We start from the raw sequence: 18,848 nt of genomic DNA, 5'->3' as shown, positions 1-18,848 counted from the left end.
AGGGCGCGTGCCGGCCTGCAACTCAGGCCGCGACGGCGATGGGGATGTGGAGGCTTGCGATTCCGTGCTGCTTGGGTGCGGCCGAGCGGGCGGCTTCGAAGACGCTGCGGGCGCAATCGGTGCAGCGGCCGCAGCACGACGCCACGCCGCTGTCCATCTGGAGTTCGTCGAAGCTCGCACACCCGTTGTGGGCGTGGCGCTCGATGTCACGGTCAGAAACGCGCTGGCAGACGCAAACAATCATGTCGATCCCTCGAAGCCCAGACTTCAGGCTGACAGATCGGACTATAAATAAGAATGATTCGCAATTCAAGAGTGCCCAAGCCCCGTTTCGGGGATTAGTGGGCCCTCTCGGTGGGAAAGGTCGCGTCAGGAGGCGATTTCGCCCATCTGCGACTGTTGGTAGTTCTGCAAGCCGACCTTGTTGACCAGCTCGATCTGGGTTTCTAGAAAGTCGATGTGCTCCTCGGTGTCGTCGAGGATGGACTGCAGCAGGTCGCGTGAGACGTAGTCGCGCACCGATTCGCAGTGGGCGATGCCGTCCTTGATGGTGGCTTGGGCCGCCTGCTCCAGCTTCAGGTCGCACTGCAGGACTTCAACCGTGTCTTCACCGATCAGCAACTTGCCGAGGTCTTGGAGGTTGGGCAGGCCGTCAAGGGTGAGGATGCGATCCATGAGCTTGTCGGCATGCTTCATCTCGCCGATGGACTCGGCGTATTCCTTGGCGGCCAGCTTGTCGAGGCCCCAGTGCTTGAAGATCCTGTAGTGCAGGAAGTACTGGTTGATCGCCGTGAGCTCGTTCTTCAACTGCGCGTTGAGGAACTCGATGACCTTCGCATCGCCCTTCATGGTCGTGTCCTTTTTGTTTGTATGGAGAAGCCCTGATTATCGGAGGCCAATGCGTTTGTGCCGCATCTCACCACGTCTCGGCCGGGCTCTTTGAGCGAGATGCGTTCTCGTCCGTATTCACACCCGATCAGGGGGCGTGGATGCCGTCCACTCGGCTACAATTCGAAGGTTTACCCGCAAACCCCACCGCCCAGCGAAGCCTCTCGCTGTTCACGCGAAAACTCCATCGGTTTTCTCACCGTTCATGCTCGTAGAGCAGAGCTGGGCGCGCACAAAACGGAGAATCGTGTGCCCCCGCCATTGCTGCCCACTCAAGCCCAGGCTCTTCTTGCACTTGCGGATGGAACGGTCTTCAAGGGTGTGTCGATCGGCGCTGCCGGCGACACCGTCGGTGAAGTGGTGTTCAACACCTCGCTGACCGGCTACCAGGAAATCCTGACCGACCCGAGCTACTGCCGCCAGATCGTCACGCTGACCTATCCGCACATCGGCAACTACGGCGTCAACACCGAAGACGTCGAAGCCACCAAGGTGCACGCTGCCGGTCTCGTGATCAAAGACTTGCCGATCGTTGATTCCAACTTCCGCAAGACGACCGACCTGTCGAGCTACCTCAAGGCCGAAGGCACTGTCGCCATCGCCAACATCGACACGCGTCGCCTGACCCGCGTGCTGCGCACCACCGGCGCCCAAAACGGCTGCATCTTCACCTTGCCCCTCGGCGAGACCCTGACACCGGCACACACCGACAAGGCGATCGCGCTCGCCCGTTCGGCGCCCTCGATGAGCGGGCTCGATCTCGCCAAGGTGGTCAGCCAAACCAGCGTGAGCGAGTGGACCGAAACCGAGTGGTCGCTCGAGGGCGGCTACGGCCAGGTGCAGTCACCGCGCTTCCATGTGGTGGCCTACGATTTCGGCGTGAAGCGCAACATCCTGCGCATGCTGGCCAGCCGCGGCTGCAAGGTGACGGTGGTGCCGGCGCAGACGGCCGCGAGCGACGTGCTCATGCACAAGCCCGACGGCATCTTCCTCAGCAACGGCCCCGGCGACCCCGAGCCGTGCGACTACGCGATCAAGGCCACGCGCGAGCTGATCGACGCCGGCATCCCGACCTTCGGCATCTGCCTCGGCCACCAGATCATGGCGCTGGCCTCGGGTGCCAAGACCTTCAAGATGAAGTTCGGCCACCACGGTGCGAACCACCCGGTGAAGGATCTCGACAACGGCCGCGTCAGCATCACGAGCCAGAACCACGGCTTCGCGGTCGATGAGAAGACGCTCCCCGCCAACCTGCGCGCCACGCACGTGAGCCTTTTCGACGGCACGCTGCAAGGCCTGGCCCGCACCGACAAACCCGCTTTCTGTTTCCAGGGCCACCCCGAGGCCTCACCCGGACCGCATGACATTGGCTACCTGTTCGACCGCTTCACTGCGCTGATGGAGAAGAAGAATGCCTAAGCGCCAAGACCTCAAATCCATTCTCATCATCGGCGCCGGCCCGATCATCATCGGCCAGGCCTGCGAGTTCGACTACTCAGGCGCGCAGGCCTGCAAGGCGCTGCGCGAGGAGGGCTACAAGGTCATCCTCGTCAACAGCAACCCGGCAACGATCATGACCGACCCGGAGATGGCCGATGTGACCTACATCGAACCCATCACTTGGCAGGTGGTCGAGAAGATCATCGCCAAGGAGCGGCCCGATGCGATCCTGCCGACCATGGGCGGCCAGACCGCACTCAATTGCGCGCTCGACCTGCACAAGAACGGCGTGCTCGACAAGTACAAGGTCGAGATGATCGGCGCCAACGAGCGCGCGATCGAGAAGGCCGAAGACCGCCTCAAGTTCAAGGACGCGATGACCGGCATCGGCTTGCACTCGGCCAAGAGTGGCATCGCCCACTCCATGGAAGAAGCGCTGGCGGTGCAGAAGCGCATCACGCAGGAGATCGGGGGCAACGGCTTCCCCATGGTGATCCGCCCGAGCTTCACGCTCGGCGGCACGGGCGGCGGCATTGCCTACAACCCGGAAGAGTTCGAAGAGATCTGCAAGCGCGGCCTCGACCTCTCGCCGACGAAAGAGCTGCTGATCGAAGAGAGTCTCATCGGCTGGAAGGAATACGAGATGGAAGTCGTGCGCGACCGCGCCGACAACTGCATCATCGTGTGCTCCATCGAGAACCTCGACCCGATGGGCATCCACACTGGTGACTCCATCACCGTCGCGCCGGCGCAGACGCTGACCGACAAGGAGTACCAGCTGCTGCGCAACGCCTCGATCGCGATCCTGCGCGAGATCGGCGTCGACACCGGCGGCTCCAACGTGCAGTTCTCCATCAACCCCGAGAACGGCCGCATGGTCGTGATCGAGATGAACCCGCGCGTGAGCCGCTCTTCGGCGCTGGCCTCCAAGGCCACGGGCTTCCCGATCGCCAAGGTCGCGGCCAAGCTGGCCGTGGGCTACACGCTCGACGAGCTGAAGAACGACATCACCGGCGGCGCTACGCCCGCGTCGTTCGAGCCGAGCATCGACTACGTCGTCACCAAGATCCCGCGTTTCGCGTTCGAGAAGTTCCCGGCCGCTGACTCGCATCTGACGACGCAGATGAAATCGGTGGGCGAGGTGATGGCCATGGGCCGCACCTTCCAGGAAAGCTTCCAGAAGGCGTTGCGCGGCCTCGAGACCGGCATCGACGGCCTGACCGAGCGCAGCACCGATCGCGACGAGATCATCGAAGAGATCGGCGAGCCCGGCCCAGAGCGGATCCTCTACGTGGGCGATGCCTTCCGCATCGGCATGAGCCTCGAGGAAGTGTTCGAAGAAACCGCCATCGACCCGTGGTTCCTGGCACAGATCGAGCAGTTGATCCAGATCGAGAAGTCGCTGGCGGGGCGTGCGCTCGAGAGTCTCAGCACCGACGAGCTGCGCTACCTCAAGCAGAAGGGCTTCTCCGACAAGCGCCTGGCCAAGCTGCTCGGCACGAACCAGCATGCCGTGCGTGAAGCGCGCTGGGCGCAAAACGTGCGCCCGGTCTACAAGCGTGTCGACACCTGCGCGGCCGAGTTCGCCACGCAGACGGCCTACATGTACTCCACGTATGACGAGGAGTGCGAAGCTGAGCCGACGAACAAGAAGAAGATCATGGTGCTGGGCGGTGGCCCGAACCGCATCGGCCAGGGCATCGAGTTCGACTACTGCTGCGTCCACGCGGCCCTCGCGATGCGCGAAGACGGCTACGAGACCATCATGGTCAACTGCAACCCCGAGACCGTCTCGACCGACTACGACACCTCCGACCGCCTCTACTTCGAGCCGGTGACGCTGGAAGACGTGCTCGAGATCGTCGACAAGGAAAAGCCGGTCGGTGTGATCGTGCAGTACGGCGGCCAGACGCCGCTGAAGCTCGCACTCGACCTCGAACGCGCCGGCGTGCCCATCGTCGGCACCACGCCCGACAGCATCGACATCGCCGAAGACCGCGAGCGCTTCCAGAAGCTGCTGCATGAGCTGGGCTTGAAGCAACCGCCCAACCGCACCGCCCGCACCGAAGAGCAGGCGTTGCAGCTGGCGCAAGAGATCGGCTACCCGCTGGTGGTGCGCCCGAGCTACGTGCTCGGCGGCCGCGCGATGGAAATCGTGCACGGCGACAAGGACCTCGAGCGCTACATGCGCGAAGCCGTGAAGGTGAGCGAAAAGTCGCCGGTGCTGCTCGACCGCTTCCTCGACGACGCGATCGAGGTCGACGTCGACTGCATCAGCGACGGCACCGAGTGCATGATCGGCGGCATCATGGAGCACGTCGAGCAGGCGGGCATCCACTCGGGCGACTCGGCGTGCTCGCTGCCGCCGTATTCGCTGCCGAAGGCTCTGCAAGACGAACTTCGCCGCCAGACCATCGCAATGGCCAAGGCGCTGAAGGTCAAGGGCCTGATGAACGTGCAGTTCGCGATCCAGGGCGAGGGTGCCGATGCCATCGTCTACGTGCTCGAAGTGAACCCGCGGGCCTCGCGCACGGTGCCCTTCGTATCGAAGGCCACCGGCCAGCCGCTGGCGAAGATCGCCGCGCGTTGCATGGTGGGCCAGAAGCTCGCCGACCAGAAGGACAAGCAAGGCCGGGTGCCGGCCGAAGTGATCCCGCCGTATTTCTCGGTCAAGGAAGCAGTGTTCCCGTTCAACAAGTTCCCTGGCGTCGACCCGATCCTCGGCCCAGAGATGCGCTCGACCGGCGAGGTGATGGGTGCAGGCCGCAGCTTCGGGGAGGCCATGCTCAAGAGCCAGCTCGGCGCCGGCTCGCGACTGCCTGACCGCGGCACGGTGTGCATCACGGTGAAGAACAGCGACAAGGCCCGCGCGGTGGCAGTTGCGCGTGATCTCGTGAAGCTCGGCTTCCAAGTCATCGCGACCAAGGGCACGGCCGCGGCGATCGCCGAAGGTGGCGTGCCGGTGAAGGTCGTCAACAAGGTCAAGGATGGCCGCCCCCACATCGTCGACATGGTCAAGGGTGGCGAGATCCAGTTGGTCTTCACGACGGTGGACGAGACGCGCACGGCGATTGCCGATTCGCGTCACATCCGCCAGGCGGCGCTGGCGAACCGGGTTACCTACTACACCAGCATGGCCGGCTGCGAAGCCGCTGTCGAGGGCATGAAGCACCAGGACGATCTCGTGGTGCTATCCCTGCAGGAACTGCACGCGGAACTGCACTAGACTTTCCCGATCACTGTTAGATAGTCGGCCGCCGCCGAAGCTTCCGCAAGGGGCCGGGCGGCGGTTCTCATTTGAATTTCAAGGTTTCTTTCATGGCCACCATTCCCATCACCACCCGCGGCGCACAACTGCTGAAAGAAGAGCTTCACCGCCTGAAGACCGTGGAGCGTCATGCCGTGGTGCAGGCGATTGCCGAGGCGCGTGCACAGGGCGACCTGTCGGAAAACGCCGAGTACGAAGCGGCCAAGGACAAGCAAGGCTTCATCGAAGGCCGCATCCAGGAGATCGAAGGCAAGCTCGCCGCCGCGCAGATCATCGACCCGAGCTCGCTGAACGCGGGCGGGAAGGTGGTCTTCGGCGCCACGGTCGATCTGGAAGAAGAGTCCACGGGAACAGCCGTCACCTACCAGATCGTCGGCGACGATGAGGCCGACCTGAAGCAGGGCCGCATCTCCATCAGCTCACCGATCGCCCGCGCCCTCATCGGCAAGGATGTCGGTGCCGTCGCCGACGTGCAGGCGCCGGGTGGCGTCAAGAGCTACGAGATCGTCGACGTCCGCTACATCTGATCGTGCGCGTGGATCCGCGGCGATTGGCGGCCACTGCGGCGGCTCTTTGGGCAGGGATCATCCTGGGCGTCGGTCTCATCGCCGCGCCGGCGGCGTTCGCCGTCTTGCAGCGCAGCGTGGCGGGAGCGGTCGCGGGGCGAATGTTCACCCACGAGGCCTATGTCGGCCTGGCGTTTTCAGCGTTGCTGCTGTGGGCAGTGCGGCGTGTCGCGCGAGACGATGCGGCAGCGGGGCAGGGTTCTCAATTCAGCCTGTCGTTCGTGCTGGTGCTGATCGCCCTCATTTGCACGGTCTTTGGCCATTTCGGCGTGCAGCCCATGATGGCGGCAGCGCGTTCGGGCGAGGGCATGTTGTCGTTCGGCGCCCTGCACGGCATCTCGACCGCGCTCTTCGGATTGAAGGGGCTGGCACTCGTCGTGCTGGCATGGCGCCTGGCCAAGCCGGCCGCCTGACGCCGATCAGTCGGCGACCGTGCGCTTGATGCTGGTCTGCCGCTTACGAGCCCGCTTGATCTCGCCACCCGCCGCGACGCGCTCGTTGCCGAGCACCTTGACCTTCTTGATCTGCGGGCGGTTGTTGCCGCTCTTGGAGAACTTGATGATCTTCACGACCTTGGGGCCGGCGCCGCGGTCTTCGCGCTCGGCCTTTTCCTTCGGGGGCACGGGGCGCCAGAGGATCAGCAGCTTGCCGATGTGCTGGATGGGTGCGGCGCCCAGCTCGTCGCACAGCGTCGCGAGCATTTCTTCGCGGGCGTCGCGTTCGTCGGAGAAGACGCGCACCTTGATGAGCCCGTGGGCCTTCAGCGCAGCATCTGTTTCCTTGATGACCGCCTTGGTGAGGCCCTCGCCGCCGATGCGGACGACGGGTTCCAGGTGGTGGGCTTGGGCGCGGAATTCTTTGCGCTGCGCGGGGCGGAGTTCAATGGCGGGCATGTGCCTATTATCGGTGCCGCGGTGCGAAGCTCCGACATTCAGATGAAAACGAACACGAAAAGCAAGAAGGTCAACAAGGCATGGCTTCACGACCATGTGACGGACCCTTATGTCACGCTGGCCCAGAAAGAGGGTTACCGGGCACGTGCCGCCTACAAGCTGAAGGAAATCGACGAAACCCTGCACCTGATCAAGCCCGGCCAGCTGGTGGTGGACCTGGGTGCGACGCCCGGGGCGTGGAGTCAATACGTCCGGCGCAAGTTCGCTGCCGGAGGCGCGGCGCCCGGTTTGCTGCATGGAACGATCATCGCGCTCGACATCCTGGACTTCGAGCCGATCGAAGGCGTCCACTTCATCCAGGGTGACTTCCGGGAAGAGGCAGTCCTGGCGCAACTCGAGGCCTTGGTCGCCGGTCGCCCGGTGGACGTGGTCGTGTCAGACATGGCTCCCAACCTCTCGGGCATCGCCAGCACCGATGCGGCGCGCATCCAGCATCTGGTCGAACTGGCGGTCGATTTCGCCCAGCACCACTTGAAGCCGCAGGGGGCGCTGGTGGCGAAGGTCTTTCATGGCGGCGGTTACAGCGAACTGGTCACCCTGTTCAAAAAGACATTCCGCGTGGTCAAAACCGTCAAACCCAAGGCGTCGCGGGACCGATCGTCTGAAACCTTCCTGGTCGGAATCGGTCTCAAAGCGGGTGGTGTGGTGGCCGATAAGCCGGCGTGAACAAATGCCGGGCTACCGTCGGATACACCTGGCCGAAACGGGGGCGAGATCAAGCAGCTCAAATACTTGACTGAACTAGAATCCTCCCCATATGCCGTGGATGCGGGCCTCCTGGCCTGTGCGGAAGTTTTGATTGCAAAGGAGCCGCGGTGAACAACCAATGGTTTTCGAAGGTTGCTGTTTGGCTGGTGATCGCCCTCGTGCTGTTCACCGTGTTCAAGCAGTTCGACAAGCCCCGCGTCGCCGAAAGCGTGACCTACACGCAGTTCATGGACGATGCGAAGGCCGGCAAGGTCAAGCGCGTTGAAGTCCAGGGCCGCAATCTCAAGGTCACGCCCAACGACGGCACGGCCTACACCATCGCATCGCCCGGCGACATCTGGATGGTCGGCGACCTGATGAAGTACGGCGTGCAGGTCTCCGGCAAGGCCGATGAAGAGCCCTCGATCCTGATGAGCATCCTGGTCTCCTGGGGGCCGATGCTGCTGCTGATCGCCGTGTGGATCTACTTCATGCGCCAGATGCAGGGGGGCGGCAAGGGCGGCGCCTTCAGCTTCGGCAAATCCAAGGCCCGCATGCTGGACGAGGCCAACAACTCCACCACCTTCGCCGACGTCGCCGGTTGCGACGAGGCGAAGGAAGAGGTGAAGGAACTCGTCGACTTCCTGAAAGACCCGCAGAAATTCCAGAAACTCGGCGGCCGCATCCCGCGCGGCGTGCTGCTGGTCGGCCCCCCCGGCACCGGCAAGACGCTGCTCGCCAAGGCGATCGCGGGGGAAGCCAAGGTGCCGTTCTTCAGTATCTCGGGTTCCGACTTCGTTGAAATGTTCGTCGGTGTCGGCGCCGCCCGCGTGCGCGACATGTTCGAGCAGGCCAAGAAGAGCGCGCCTTGCATCATCTTCGTCGACGAAATCGACGCCGTGGGCCGCCACCGTGGTGCCGGCCTGGGCGGCGGCAACGACGAGCGCGAGCAGACGCTGAACCAGATGCTCGTCGAGATGGACGGCTTCGAGACCAACCTCGGCGTGATCGTGATGGCGGCCACCAACCGGCCCGACATCCTCGACCCCGCACTGTTGCGCCCCGGCCGTTTCGACCGCCAGGTCTATGTGACGCTGCCCGACGTGCGCGGCCGCGAACAGATCCTCAACGTGCACATGCGCAAGGTGCCGGTCGGCCAGGACATCCGTGCCGACATCCTCGCGCGCGGCACCCCGGGCTTCAGCGGCGCCGATCTTGCCAACCTGGTCAACGAGGCGGCTCTTTTCGCTGCGCGCCGGAACGGTCGCGTGGTCGAGATGGTCGACTTCGAGAAGGCCAAGGACAAGATCATGATGGGCCCCGAGCGCAAGTCCATGGTCATGCCCGAGGAAGAGCGCAAGAACACGGCGTACCACGAGGCCGGCCACGCGTTGGTGGCGCGCCTGATGCCCAAGACCGACCCGGTCCACAAGGTCACCGTGATCCCGCGCGGTCGCGCGCTGGGCGTCACGATGCAGCTGCCCGAAGGCGACCGCTACAGCCTGGACAAGGAGCGCATGCTCTCGACCATCAGCGTGCTCTTCGGTGGCCGGATCGCCGAAGAGGTGTTCATGAACCAGATGACAACCGGCGCCAGCAACGACTTCGAACGTGCGACCCAGATCGCTCGCGACATGGTCACGCGCTACGGCATGAGCGAGGCGATGGGCCCGATGGTCTACGCCGAGAACGAAGGCGAGGTCTTCCTCGGCCGCTCGGTCACCAAGACGACCAACGTCTCGGAAGAGACCATGCAGAAGGTCGACCTGGAAGTGCGCCGCATCATCGATGAGCAGTACTCGGTGGCCCGCAAGCTGATCGAGAGCAACCAAGACAAGATGCACGTCATGGCGAAGGCTTTGCTCGAATGGGAAACCATCGACACCGAGCAGATCGACGACATCATGAACGGTCGCCCGCCGCGCCCCCCGAAGGACTGGAATCCGGCATCGGGCAAGTCGGGTGGCAACACGCCGCCCGTCAAACCCGACAGCGCGCCGGCCGCGGCCTGAGCGTCGCTCCGGGACACTTCACACAACGGGGCTGCGGCCCCGTTTTCATTGGCCGATGCAGAACAACACCTGGCAGACCACCCGCTTTCGGATCGACCTGAGTCGGCCGAAGGTCATGGGCATCGTCAACATCACGCCCGATTCGTTTTCGGACGGTGGGCGCCATGCGACGACATCGGCCGCCGTTGCCCACTGCGAGCAACTGCTGAAGGACGGGGCCGACCTCCTCGACCTGGGCGGCGAATCGAGCCGGCCCGGTGCGGACCCGTTGCCGCTCGAAGAGGAGCAGGCCCGCGTGCTGCCGGTGCTGCGCGAGGCGCTGAAGCTCGGCGTGCCGGTTTCGGTCGACACCTACAAGCCCGAGACCATGCGCGCCGCCCTCGACCTCGGCGCCGACATCGTCAACGACATCTACGCGCTGCGCTGGCCGGGGGCGGTGGATGCGGTCGCGGCGCATCCGAGCTGCGGCGTGTGCCTGATGCACATGCAAGGCGACCCAGTCTCGATGCAGCAGCACCCGATCTACGGCGATGTGCTCGACGAGGTGAGCCGCTTCCTGAATGACCGCGCGCAGCAGCTGGAGCAGGCTGGCGTGCAGCACGATCGCATCACGCTGGACCCGGGCATCGGGTTCGGGAAAACGGTGGCGCACAACATTGCACTGCTGGCCCGCCAGCGCGAGCTGCTCGGCCTGGGGTATCCGCTTCTGATTGGCTGGTCGCGCAAGAGCAGCCTCGGTGCCCTGACAGGGCGCCCCGTGGAGCAGCGCCAGGCCGCCAGCATTGCGGCGGCCCTGGCGGCGGCACAGCTCGGCGCCAAGGTGCTGCGTGTACACGACGTGGCCGGCACCGTCGACGCCCTCAAGGTGGGGGAAGCTGCGGGTCTTCTCCCCTGAAACGCTGCTGCACAATTCCCGGGCGAGACAGCAGCCCCCACGACACCACAACATGAGCAGAACCTATTTCGGCACCGACGGCATTCGCGGCACGGTGGGGCAGTCGCCCATCACCCCTGATTTCATGCTGCGCCTGGGCCACGCGGTCGGCCGAGTGCTGAAGGGGCAGGGTGGTCGGCCGACGGTGCTGATCGGCAAGGACACCCGCATCTCGGGCTACATGATCGAGTCGGCGCTGGAGGCGGGTTTCGCCTCGGCCGGTGTCGACGTGCTGCTCACCGGCCCGCTGCCGACCCCGGGCGTGGCCTACCTGACCCGCGCCCTGCGGCTGGACCTCGGCGTCGTCATCAGCGCCTCGCACAACCCCTACGGCGACAACGGCATCAAGTTCTTCTCCGCCCACGGCCAGAAGCTGCCCGACGACTGGGAGCGGGCCGTGGAAGCGATGCTCGACGAGACTCCGCGCTGGGTCGATTCATCGCAGCTCGGCAAGGCCCGCCGCATCGACGACGCCCGTGGCCGCTACGTCGAGTTCTGCAAGAGCACCTTCGGCAACGACCTCTCGCTCAAGGGCCTGAAGATCGTGGTCGACGCCGCACACGGTGCGGCCTACCAGATCGCGCCCGAGGTGTTCCATGAGCTGGGCGCCGAAGTCGTGGGCATCGGCTGCAGCCCGGACGGCATGAACATCAACGACGGCTTCGGTGCCACCGCCCCCGACGCGCTCGTGAAGGCCGTGAAGGAACATGGCGCCGACTACGGCGTGGCCCTCGATGGCGACGCCGACCGCCTGCAGCTGGTCGACGCCGGTGGCCGCCTCTACAACGGCGACGAGCTGCTCTACGTGATGGTGATCGACCGCCTGGCCCAGGGTCAGCGTGTCCCGGGAGCCGTCGGCACGCTGATGACCAACATGGCCGTCGAGGTGGCCCTCAAGGCGCAGGACATCGAATTCGTGCGTGCCAAGGTCGGCGACCGCTACGTGCTGGAAGAGCTGGCCGCCCGCGACTGGCTGCTGGGTGGTGAAGGCTCCGGCCACCTGCTGGTGCTCGACAAGCACACCACCGGGGACGGCATCGTCAGCGCCTTGCAGGTGCTGCAGGCCGTGATGCGCAGCGGCCGGTCGTTGGCCGAGTTGCTCGCGCCGGTCACGCTTTTCCCGCAGGTGCTCCTCAACGTGCGCCTGAAGCCGGGGCAGGACTGGAAAGCCACCCCCGGCCTGGCAGAGCTGCAGGCCCAGGTCCAGCGGGAATTGGGCAACGATGGCCGCCTTTTGATTCGCCCGTCGGGAACCGAGCCGCTGGTGCGCGTGATGGTCGAAGCCCGCGAGGCCAGCCAGGCCCGCCTGTGCGCCGAACGCCTCGCCGCGTTGCTCAAAACGGGCTGACATATCCCTTTTTGACAGTTCAACGACCGATTTGTGACGGCAATTCGGTCGTTTGCTCGATGTCACATCGCTGTCATCTGCGACTTCTACAGTGCCGGCAGTTCCCTGTCAGCCCTCTCGAAAGGCGCAACCATGACCCACTCGATCGTTCGACTCGCAGCCACCACCGGCCTCTCTCTGCTCGCCGCCGCGGCTTCCGCGCAAGATGTGACCGGCGCCGGTGCCACGTTCCCCGCTCCGCTTTATGCCAAGTGGGCCGATGCCTATAACAAGGCGACCGGCGTTCGCATCAACTATCAATCGGTCGGCTCCGGTGCCGGCCTGAAACAGATCGGCAGCAAGACGGTCGATTTCGGCGCATCCGACATGCCGCTGAAGGACGACGCCCTGCAGAAGGACGGCCTGCTCCAATTCCCGACCGTGATCGGCGGCGTGGTGCCGGTCGTCAACATCGCCGGCATCAAGCCGGGCCAGATCAAGCTCACCGGCCAGGTGCTGGGTGACATCTACCTCGGCAAGATCACCAAGTGGAACGACGCTGCGCTGGTGGCCCTGAACCAGGGCGTGCCGCTGCCGGACGCCGCCATCTCGGTGGTGCGCCGTGCCGACGGCTCGGGTACCAGCTTCATCTTCACGAACTACCTGTCCAAGGTGAATGCCGAATGGCAGGCCAAGGTGGGTGAGGGCACCGCCGTCAACTGGCCCACCGGCGCCGGTGGCAAGGGCAACGAAGGCGTGGCCGCGTTCGTCAACCGCCTGCCGAACTCCATCGGCTACGTCGAGTACGCCTACGTCAAGCAGAACAAGATGACGTACACGCTGCTGAAGAACAAGGACGGCAACTTCGTCGCCCCCGACGACCTCAACTTCAAGGCCGCTGCCGCCGGCGCCGACTGGGCCAAGAGCTTCTACCAGGTGCTGACCGAACAGCCGGGCAAGGATGCCTGGCCGCTCACGGGCGCGACCTTCATCATGATGCACAAGCAGCAGGACAAGCCCGCCCAGGCCGCGGCCACGCTCAAGTTCTTCGACTGGGCCTACACGAACGGCGACAAGGCAGCCGCTGAACTGGAGTACGTCGCGCTGCCCGATTCGGTGAAGAACCTCGTCCGCAAGCAGTGGGCGCAGATCAAGGACGCCGGCGGCAAGCAGGTCGCGGGCCTCTGATCGACCGAAGCCCATAAGAAGCTGCGCGGCGCAGGCCCTGGGAAGGGCTGCGCCGCTCTCAAGACGGAGGGACCGTGGCCGCTACACTCCCCGCATCTCACTACGAACAGGACAAGATGGACCGCTCCGAGCCGATGGGGCGACCGCCGTCGCGCCGGCGGGTCATGCCCTGGGCCGACACCGTGTTCTCGGTGCTCGCACATGGCGCCGCCATCCTGACCCTGTTGCTGCTGGCCGGCATCATCGTGTCGCTGTTGATCGGGGCGATGCCTGCGATCCAGGAGTACGGCCTCGGCTTCTTGCTGAGCAGCGACTGGGACCCGGTGCAAGACAAGTACGGCGGCCTGGTGATGATCTACGGCACGCTGATGACGTCGCTCATCGCGCTGGTGATCGCGGTGCCGGTGAGCTTCGGCATTGCACTCTTCCTGACCGAACTTTCGCCCAGCTGGCTGCGCCGCCCGCTGGGCACGGCGATCGAGCTGCTGGCCGCGGTGCCGTCCATCGTCTACGGCATGTGGGGCCTGCTGGTGTTCAGCCCCGTGCTCTCGACCTACGTGCAGCAGCCGCTGCAATCGATGTTCGGCAACACGCCGGTGCTCAAGAGCCTGGTCTCCGGCGCTCCGGTGGGCATCGGCATTCTCTCGGCGGGGATCATCCTCGCCATCATGATCATTCCCTTCATTGCCTCGGTGATGCGCGACGTGTTCGAGGTCACGCCTGCGATGCTGAAGGAGTCGGCCTACGGGCTCGGCGCGACCACCTGGGAAGTGGTGTTCAAGGTGGTGCTGCCGTACACCAAGACCGGCGTCATCGGCGGCATCATGCTGGGTCTCGGCCGTGCGCTCGGTGAGACGATGGCCGTCACCTTCGTGATCGGCAACGCCAACCAGCTCAACGGCCCCTCGCTCTTCGAAGCGGCCAACAGCATCACCTCGGTGCTCGCCAACGAGTTCGCCGAGGCCGGCGAGGGCCTGCACCAGGCGTCGCTGCTGTACCTGGCACTGGTGCTCTTCTTCATCACCTTCGTGGTGCTGGCACTGTCGAAGCTGCTGCTGGCGCAGCTCAAGAAGAGCGAAGGAACGCGCACATGAGCACGGCGATCTCTGCTGCGAAGCTGGCCAAGCACCGGGGCCGCAAGCGCGTCAATGCCATTGCGTTGACGCTGTCGATGGCCGCGATGGCGTTCGGCCTCTTCTGGCTCGTGTGGATCCTGATCGAGACCGTGCGCCTCGGCTTCGGTGGTTTGGCATGGTCGGTGTTCACCGAGATGACGCCGGCGCCGCAGGCTGAAACCGGCGGCCTCGCCAATGCGCTCATGGGCTCGTTGATGATGGTCATGCTGGCCACGCTCGTCGGCACGCCGATTGGCGTGATGGCCGGTGTGTACCTCGCCGAATATGGCCAGAAGACCTGGCTTGGCAGCGTCACGCGCTTCATCAACGACATCCTGCTCTCGGCCCCGTCCATCGTGATCGGCCTCTTCATCTACGCCGTGGTCGTGGCGCGCATGAAGAGCTACTCGGGCTACGCCGGCGTGCTGGCCCTGGCCCTGATCGTGATCCCGGTGGTCATTCGCACCACCGAGAACATGCTGGCGCTGATCCCGAATGCACTGCGCGAAGCGGCCTATGCCCTCGGTACGCCGAAGTGGAAGGTGATCTCCAGCGTCACGCTGAAGGCCGCGCGGGCCGGCGTGATGACCGGCGTGCTGCTGGCGTTTGCGCGCATCGCGGGTGAGACGGCACCGCTGCTCTTCACGGCACTGTCGAACCAATTCTGGTCGACCAACCTCGGCGCACCGATGGCGAACCTGCCGGTCACGATCTTCAAGTTCGCGATGAGCCCTTATGAGAACTGGCAGAAGCTGGCGTGGGCGGGCGTGTTCCTCATCACGCTCGGCGTGCTGGCGCTCAACATCGTGGCGCGGGTCTTCTTCCGCAACAAACACTGAACTCGAAAGCGGGTCTCACATGGACACCAAAGTCGATGGCCTCGTGACCGAAAAGCCCAAGCTTTCGGTGCGCGATCTCAACTTCTTCTACGGCGCGTTCCATGCGCTCAAGCGCATCAACCTCGACATTCCCGAGAAGAAGGTCACCGCCTTCATCGGCCCGTCGGGTTGCGGCAAGTCGACGCTCCTGCGCACCTTCAACCGCATGTTCGAGCTCTACCCCGAGCAGCGTGCCGAGGGCGAGATCGTGATCGACGGCGAGAACATCCTCACCTCCAAGCATGACGTGTCGCTGATCCGCGCCAAGATCGGCATGGTCTTCCAGAAGCCCACGCCCTTCCCGATGTCGATCTACGACAACATCGCCTTCGGCGTGCGCCTCTTCGAGAACCTGCCGCGGGTGGAGATGGACGAACGCGTGGAGTGGGCCTTGAAGAAGGCGGCACTGTGGAACGAAGTGCGCGACAAGCTCGACCAGAGCGGCTCGGGCCTTTCGGGCGGCCAGCAGCAGCGCCTGTGCATCGCACGCGGCATCGCGATCAAACCCGAGGTGCTGCTGCTCGACGAGCCGTGCTCGGCGCTCGACCCGATCTCCACCGGCAAGATCGAGGAGCTGATCCATGAGCTGAAGAGCGACTACACCGTCGTGATCGTGACCCACAACATGCAGCAGGCGGCGCGTTGCTCCGACTACACGGCCTACATGTACCTGGGCGACCTGATCGAGTTCGGGCCGACGTCCGAACTCTTCATGAAGCCGAAGAAGAAAGACACCGAGGACTACATCACCGGCCGTTTCGGCTGATGATTCACAAGGCGAGGACGCAGCGATGAGCGAAAAACATCTCTCGACCCAGTTCGACAGCGAACTCAGTGGCATCTCGACCCGCGTGCTCGAAATGGGCGGGCTGGTCGAATCGCAGGTGGCGCAGGCGGTCTATGCGCTCACCAACTTCAGCGGCGAGGTCGCGACCGACGTGCTGCGCAACGAGGAGCGGGTCAACACGATGGAGGTCGAGATCGACCGCGATCTGTCGACCATCATCGCCCGTCGCCAGCCCACGGCGCGCGACCTGCGCCTCTTGATCGCCATCTCGAAGACGATCGCCAACCTCGAGCGCGTGGGCGACGAAGCGGCCCGCGTGGCGCGCACGGTTCAGCGCCTCATCAACACCGGTGTGTCCAGCCGCCTGCGCCTGCCGGTCAACGACCTCGCCTACGAAGCCGAGCTGGCCATCGCCCAGCTGCGCAAGGCCCTCGACGCGTTCGCCCGGCTCGACACGGCCAAGGCGGTCGAGGTGCTCAAGCAGGATGACCAGATCGACCAGGAGTTCGACGGCCTGCTGCGCAAGCTCATCACCTACATGATGGAAGACCCGCGCACCATCTCCGCCAGCATCGACCTCGTGTTCGTGGCCAAGGCGATCGAGCGCGTGGGCGACCACGCCAAGAACCTCGCCGAGGTCATCATCTACATCGTGAAGGGCACCGACGTGCGGCACAACTCGGTGGAGACCGTCGAATCGATGGTCAAGTGATCGGAGTACTGCAATGAGCCAAGTTCTGGTGGTGGAAGACGAATCGGCAATCGCCGAGCTGATGTCCATCAACCTGCGCCATGCAGGCTACGAAGTGGTGATCGCCGCGACGGCCGATGAAGCGCAGCAGCAGGTCGACCGCGTGTTGCCGGATCTGGTCGTCCTCGACTGGATGCTGCCCGGCCAGTCTGGCCTTCAGCTGGCCAAGCGCTGGCGCTCGCAGCCGCGCACGCGCGACCTGCCGATCATCATGCTCACGGCGCGCGCCGAAGAGGCCGACAAGATCTCGGGTCTCGATGCCGGGGCCGACGACTACCTCACCAAACCTTTCTCGACGCATGAGCTGATGGCGCGCATTCGTGCCGTGCTGCGACGCAAGGCGCCCGAGGCGCTCGACTCGGCGGTGGAGATCGGTTTACTGAAGCTCGATCCGGCCACGCGCCGCGTGTCGCGCGAGGGGCAGGAGGTGCGACTCGGGCCGACGGAATTCCGCCTTCTGCATTTCTTCATGACCCACCCCGAGCGTGTGCACAGCCGCTCGCAGCTGCTCGACCGCGTGTGGGGCGACCATGTGTTCATCGAGGAGCGCACGGTCGATGTGCACGTGAAGCGCCTGCGCGAAGCCCTCACGCCGGTGCAATGTGCGCACATGATCGAAACCGTGCGCGGAGCCGGCTACCGGCTGACGCAGCAGGTGCAGACGCTGTCTGCCTGATCGCCCGTGGACTGGCTGTTGACGAGGCTCCTGGTCACGGTGATCGCCGTGGCGCTGGGGGGCTTCGTCGGTTACCTCGCCGGCCACGCCGCGGGTGCGCCGGTGGTGGGCGCCGTCATCGGCGGCGCCGTGGGCGCCTGTGTGGTGGTGCTGGCCGACACGCTGCGCGGCTACCGGCTCTCGCGCTGGCTCAGCGGCAGCCAGGAAGGCCAGGCGCCGCGCGACACCGGCTTCTGGGGCGAGATCGGCTACCGCGTCGAACGCTCGATCCGGCTGCGCGAGAAGAGCATGCAGACCGAACAGACGCGCCTCGCGCAGTTCATCCTGGCGATGGAAGCGTCACCCAACGGCGTGCTGCTGCTCGACGAAGCCGACCAGATCACCTGGTGCAATGCGATGGCCGCCAACCACTTCGGCCTGGACCCCGAGCGCGACAAGCGCCAGCGCGTGACCAACCTCGTGCGGGCGCCGGTCTTCGTGGCGCATCTGCAGGCCGGGCAGTATGGCGAGACGCTGCTGATTCCCGACCCGCGTGGTCGTGGGACGCTGTCGGTGCTGGTGCGCAGCTATGGCGAAGGCTTGAAGCTCGTGCTGTCGCAAGACGTCACCGAGCGGGAGCGTTCCGAGGCGATGCGGCGTGACTTCGTGGCCAACGTGTCGCACGAGATCCGCACGCCGCTCACGGTGCTGGCGGGCTTCATCGAGACGATGGGCAACCTGCCCTTGACGGAGGTGGAGCGCCGACGTGTGCTCACGCTGATGTCGCAGCAGACCCAGCGCATGCAGACGCTCGTGAGTGACTTGCTGACCCTCGCGCAACTCGAAGGCAGCCCACGCCCGCCGATCGACCGCTGGGTGCCGGTGAGCAAGTTGATCGGACAGGCGCATGCCGATGGCGCGTCGCTCTCGATGGGGCGGCATCAGTTCACGGTGACGGAAGACATCGACGCACAGATCGCGGGGCTGGAGAGCGAATTGATGAGCGCGGTCGGCAACCTCGTGACCAACGCCGTGCGCTACACGCCGGAAGGCGGGCGCATCTCGGTGGTGTGGCGCCGGCGCGATGACGGTTCAGGCGAGATCACGGTGAGCGACACCGGCATCGGCGTGTCGCGTGAGCACATTCCCCGGTTGACCGAGCGCTTCTACCGTGTGGACGGCAGCCGCTCGCGCGAGACGGGTGGGACTGGGCTCGGGCTTTCCATCGTCAAGCACGTCGTGCATCGGCATGGTGGCGAGCTCGATGTGCAGAGCGAGCTGGGCAAGGGCTCGAGCTTCTGTCTGGTGTTTCCGGCAGCGCGGGTGCGTGTGCCGGAGCCGCCGGCCTTGCCCGAGGCCAAGGTGGCGGCCGAGAAGGTGCCGCGCTGACGTCCGCCAG

Annotated in this window: 18 protein-coding genes; 15 read left to right on the top strand and 3 right to left on the bottom strand. The window is 64.9% G+C overall.

Annotated elements, in window-relative coordinates; all coding sequences use genetic code 11:
- Nucleotides 1-22 precede the first annotated feature (22 nt).
- Nucleotides 23-244: a (2Fe-2S)-binding protein gene (locus RXV79_RS15645; RefSeq protein WP_296717633.1), complete on the bottom strand. Its 222-nt coding sequence runs from the start codon at nucleotides 242-244 to the stop codon at nucleotides 23-25.
- Nucleotides 245-369: 125 nt separating this feature from the next.
- A complete protein-coding gene (bfr, locus tag RXV79_RS15640) occupies nucleotides 370-849 on the bottom strand; it encodes a bacterioferritin (protein WP_316698771.1) in 480 nt (159 codons plus the stop codon).
- Between the two features lie 288 nt (nucleotides 850-1,137).
- On the opposite strand from bfr, the gene carA reads away from it, so the two are divergent.
- The 4 genes from carA (at nucleotide 1,138) to RXV79_RS15620 (ending at nucleotide 6,575) form a co-directional block, all read left to right on the top strand.
- The gene (carA, locus tag RXV79_RS15635; RefSeq protein WP_316698770.1) at nucleotides 1,138-2,307 is read left to right on the top strand and encodes a glutamine-hydrolyzing carbamoyl-phosphate synthase small subunit; all 1,170 of its coding nucleotides are present in this window, start codon (nucleotides 1,138-1,140) and stop codon (nucleotides 2,305-2,307) included.
- Complete coding sequence (gene carB, locus RXV79_RS15630) at nucleotides 2,300-5,554, top strand: carbamoyl-phosphate synthase large subunit (protein WP_316698769.1); 3,255 nt, start codon at nucleotides 2,300-2,302, stop codon at nucleotides 5,552-5,554. The genes carA and carB overlap by 8 nt, the downstream gene beginning before the upstream one ends.
- Nucleotides 5,555-5,646: 92 nt before the next feature.
- Nucleotides 5,647-6,123, top strand: coding sequence for a transcription elongation factor GreA (gene greA, locus RXV79_RS15625; RefSeq protein ID WP_316698768.1), 477 nt, complete (start codon nucleotides 5,647-5,649; stop codon nucleotides 6,121-6,123).
- A gap of 2 nt (nucleotides 6,124-6,125) precedes the next feature.
- Nucleotides 6,126-6,575 carry a DUF4149 domain-containing protein gene (locus RXV79_RS15620; RefSeq protein WP_316698766.1) on the top strand — a complete coding sequence of 150 codons (450 nt, stop codon included), beginning with the start codon at nucleotides 6,126-6,128 and terminating at the stop codon, nucleotides 6,573-6,575.
- Between the two features lie 6 nt (nucleotides 6,576-6,581).
- On the opposite strand, the gene RXV79_RS15615 is transcribed toward RXV79_RS15620, so the two are convergent.
- Nucleotides 6,582-7,055: a YhbY family RNA-binding protein gene (locus RXV79_RS15615; RefSeq protein ID WP_316698764.1), complete on the bottom strand. Its 474-nt coding sequence runs from the start codon at nucleotides 7,053-7,055 to the stop codon at nucleotides 6,582-6,584.
- 42 nt (nucleotides 7,056-7,097) lie between these two features.
- Between RXV79_RS15615 and RXV79_RS15610 the strand changes: the two genes are divergently transcribed.
- The 11 genes from RXV79_RS15610 (at nucleotide 7,098) to phoR (ending at nucleotide 18,838) form a co-directional block, all read left to right on the top strand.
- Complete coding sequence (locus RXV79_RS15610) at nucleotides 7,098-7,781, top strand: RlmE family RNA methyltransferase (protein ID WP_316698763.1); 684 nt, start codon at nucleotides 7,098-7,100, stop codon at nucleotides 7,779-7,781.
- Between the two features lie 149 nt (nucleotides 7,782-7,930).
- The gene (gene ftsH, locus RXV79_RS15605; RefSeq protein WP_316698761.1) at nucleotides 7,931-9,814 is read left to right on the top strand and encodes an ATP-dependent zinc metalloprotease FtsH; all 1,884 of its coding nucleotides are present in this window, start codon (nucleotides 7,931-7,933) and stop codon (nucleotides 9,812-9,814) included.
- A gap of 55 nt (nucleotides 9,815-9,869) precedes the next feature.
- Nucleotides 9,870-10,709, top strand: coding sequence for a dihydropteroate synthase (gene folP / locus RXV79_RS15600; protein WP_316698760.1), 840 nt, complete (start codon nucleotides 9,870-9,872; stop codon nucleotides 10,707-10,709).
- 52 nt (nucleotides 10,710-10,761) lie between these two features.
- Nucleotides 10,762-12,096, top strand: a complete 1,335-nt coding sequence (gene glmM / locus RXV79_RS15595) for a phosphoglucosamine mutase (protein WP_316698759.1) — start codon at nucleotides 10,762-10,764, stop codon at nucleotides 12,094-12,096.
- A gap of 132 nt (nucleotides 12,097-12,228) precedes the next feature.
- The gene (pstS, locus tag RXV79_RS15590) at nucleotides 12,229-13,263 is read left to right on the top strand and encodes a phosphate ABC transporter substrate-binding protein PstS (protein ID WP_316698758.1); all 1,035 of its coding nucleotides are present in this window, start codon (nucleotides 12,229-12,231) and stop codon (nucleotides 13,261-13,263) included.
- A gap of 116 nt (nucleotides 13,264-13,379) precedes the next feature.
- Complete coding sequence (gene pstC / locus RXV79_RS15585) at nucleotides 13,380-14,357, top strand: phosphate ABC transporter permease PstC (protein WP_316704123.1); 978 nt, start codon at nucleotides 13,380-13,382, stop codon at nucleotides 14,355-14,357.
- Nucleotides 14,354-15,217, top strand: coding sequence for a phosphate ABC transporter permease PstA (gene pstA / locus RXV79_RS15580; protein WP_316698757.1), 864 nt, complete (start codon nucleotides 14,354-14,356; stop codon nucleotides 15,215-15,217). The genes pstC and pstA overlap by 4 nt, the downstream gene beginning before the upstream one ends.
- A 19-nt stretch (nucleotides 15,218-15,236) precedes the next feature.
- A complete protein-coding gene (pstB, locus tag RXV79_RS15575) occupies nucleotides 15,237-16,022 on the top strand; it encodes a phosphate ABC transporter ATP-binding protein PstB (protein ID WP_316698756.1) in 786 nt (261 codons plus the stop codon).
- Between the two features lie 25 nt (nucleotides 16,023-16,047).
- The gene (gene phoU / locus RXV79_RS15570) at nucleotides 16,048-16,755 is read left to right on the top strand and encodes a phosphate signaling complex protein PhoU (protein WP_316698755.1); all 708 of its coding nucleotides are present in this window, start codon (nucleotides 16,048-16,050) and stop codon (nucleotides 16,753-16,755) included.
- A gap of 13 nt (nucleotides 16,756-16,768) precedes the next feature.
- Nucleotides 16,769-17,470, top strand: coding sequence for a phosphate regulon transcriptional regulator PhoB (phoB, locus tag RXV79_RS15565; protein ID WP_296717675.1), 702 nt, complete (start codon nucleotides 16,769-16,771; stop codon nucleotides 17,468-17,470).
- Between the two features lie 18 nt (nucleotides 17,471-17,488).
- A complete protein-coding gene (gene phoR / locus RXV79_RS15560) occupies nucleotides 17,489-18,838 on the top strand; it encodes a phosphate regulon sensor histidine kinase PhoR (RefSeq protein ID WP_316698754.1) in 1,350 nt (449 codons plus the stop codon).
- The last annotated feature ends 10 nt before the right edge of the window (nucleotides 18,839-18,848 follow it).

This window comes from Piscinibacter gummiphilus (genome assembly GCF_032681285.1).
Taxonomy (GTDB): domain Bacteria; phylum Pseudomonadota; class Gammaproteobacteria; order Burkholderiales; family Burkholderiaceae_C; genus Rhizobacter; species Rhizobacter gummiphilus_A.
This window is presented reverse-complemented; position numbering and strand designations above follow the sequence as displayed.

Bases quoted from the DNA above. Each gene is read 5' to 3' on its own strand.
- RXV79_RS15645 (WP_296717633.1), bottom strand. From the start codon at position 244: ATGATTGTTTGCGTCTGCCAGCGCGTTTCTGACCGTGACATCGAGCGC.
- bfr (WP_316698771.1), bottom strand. From the start codon at position 849: ATGAAGGGCGATGCGAAGGTCATCGAGTTCCTCAACGCGCAGTTGAAG.
- carB (WP_316698769.1), top strand. From the start codon at position 2,300: ATGCCTAAGCGCCAAGACCTCAAATCCATTCTCATCATCGGCGCCGGC.
- greA (WP_316698768.1), top strand. From the start codon at position 5,647: ATGGCCACCATTCCCATCACCACCCGCGGCGCACAACTGCTGAAAGAA.
- RXV79_RS15615 (WP_316698764.1), bottom strand. From the start codon at position 7,055: ATGCCCGCCATTGAACTCCGCCCCGCGCAGCGCAAAGAATTCCGCGCC.
- RXV79_RS15610 (WP_316698763.1), top strand. From the start codon at position 7,098: ATGAAAACGAACACGAAAAGCAAGAAGGTCAACAAGGCATGGCTTCAC.
- folP (WP_316698760.1), top strand. From the start codon at position 9,870: ATGCAGAACAACACCTGGCAGACCACCCGCTTTCGGATCGACCTGAGT.
- glmM (WP_316698759.1), top strand. From the start codon at position 10,762: ATGAGCAGAACCTATTTCGGCACCGACGGCATTCGCGGCACGGTGGGG.
- pstS (WP_316698758.1), top strand. From the start codon at position 12,229: ATGACCCACTCGATCGTTCGACTCGCAGCCACCACCGGCCTCTCTCTG.
- pstC (WP_316704123.1), top strand. From the start codon at position 13,380: ATGGACCGCTCCGAGCCGATGGGGCGACCGCCGTCGCGCCGGCGGGTC.
- pstA (WP_316698757.1), top strand. From the start codon at position 14,354: ATGAGCACGGCGATCTCTGCTGCGAAGCTGGCCAAGCACCGGGGCCGC.
- pstB (WP_316698756.1), top strand. From the start codon at position 15,237: ATGGACACCAAAGTCGATGGCCTCGTGACCGAAAAGCCCAAGCTTTCG.
- phoU (WP_316698755.1), top strand. From the start codon at position 16,048: ATGAGCGAAAAACATCTCTCGACCCAGTTCGACAGCGAACTCAGTGGC.
- phoB (WP_296717675.1), top strand. From the start codon at position 16,769: ATGAGCCAAGTTCTGGTGGTGGAAGACGAATCGGCAATCGCCGAGCTG.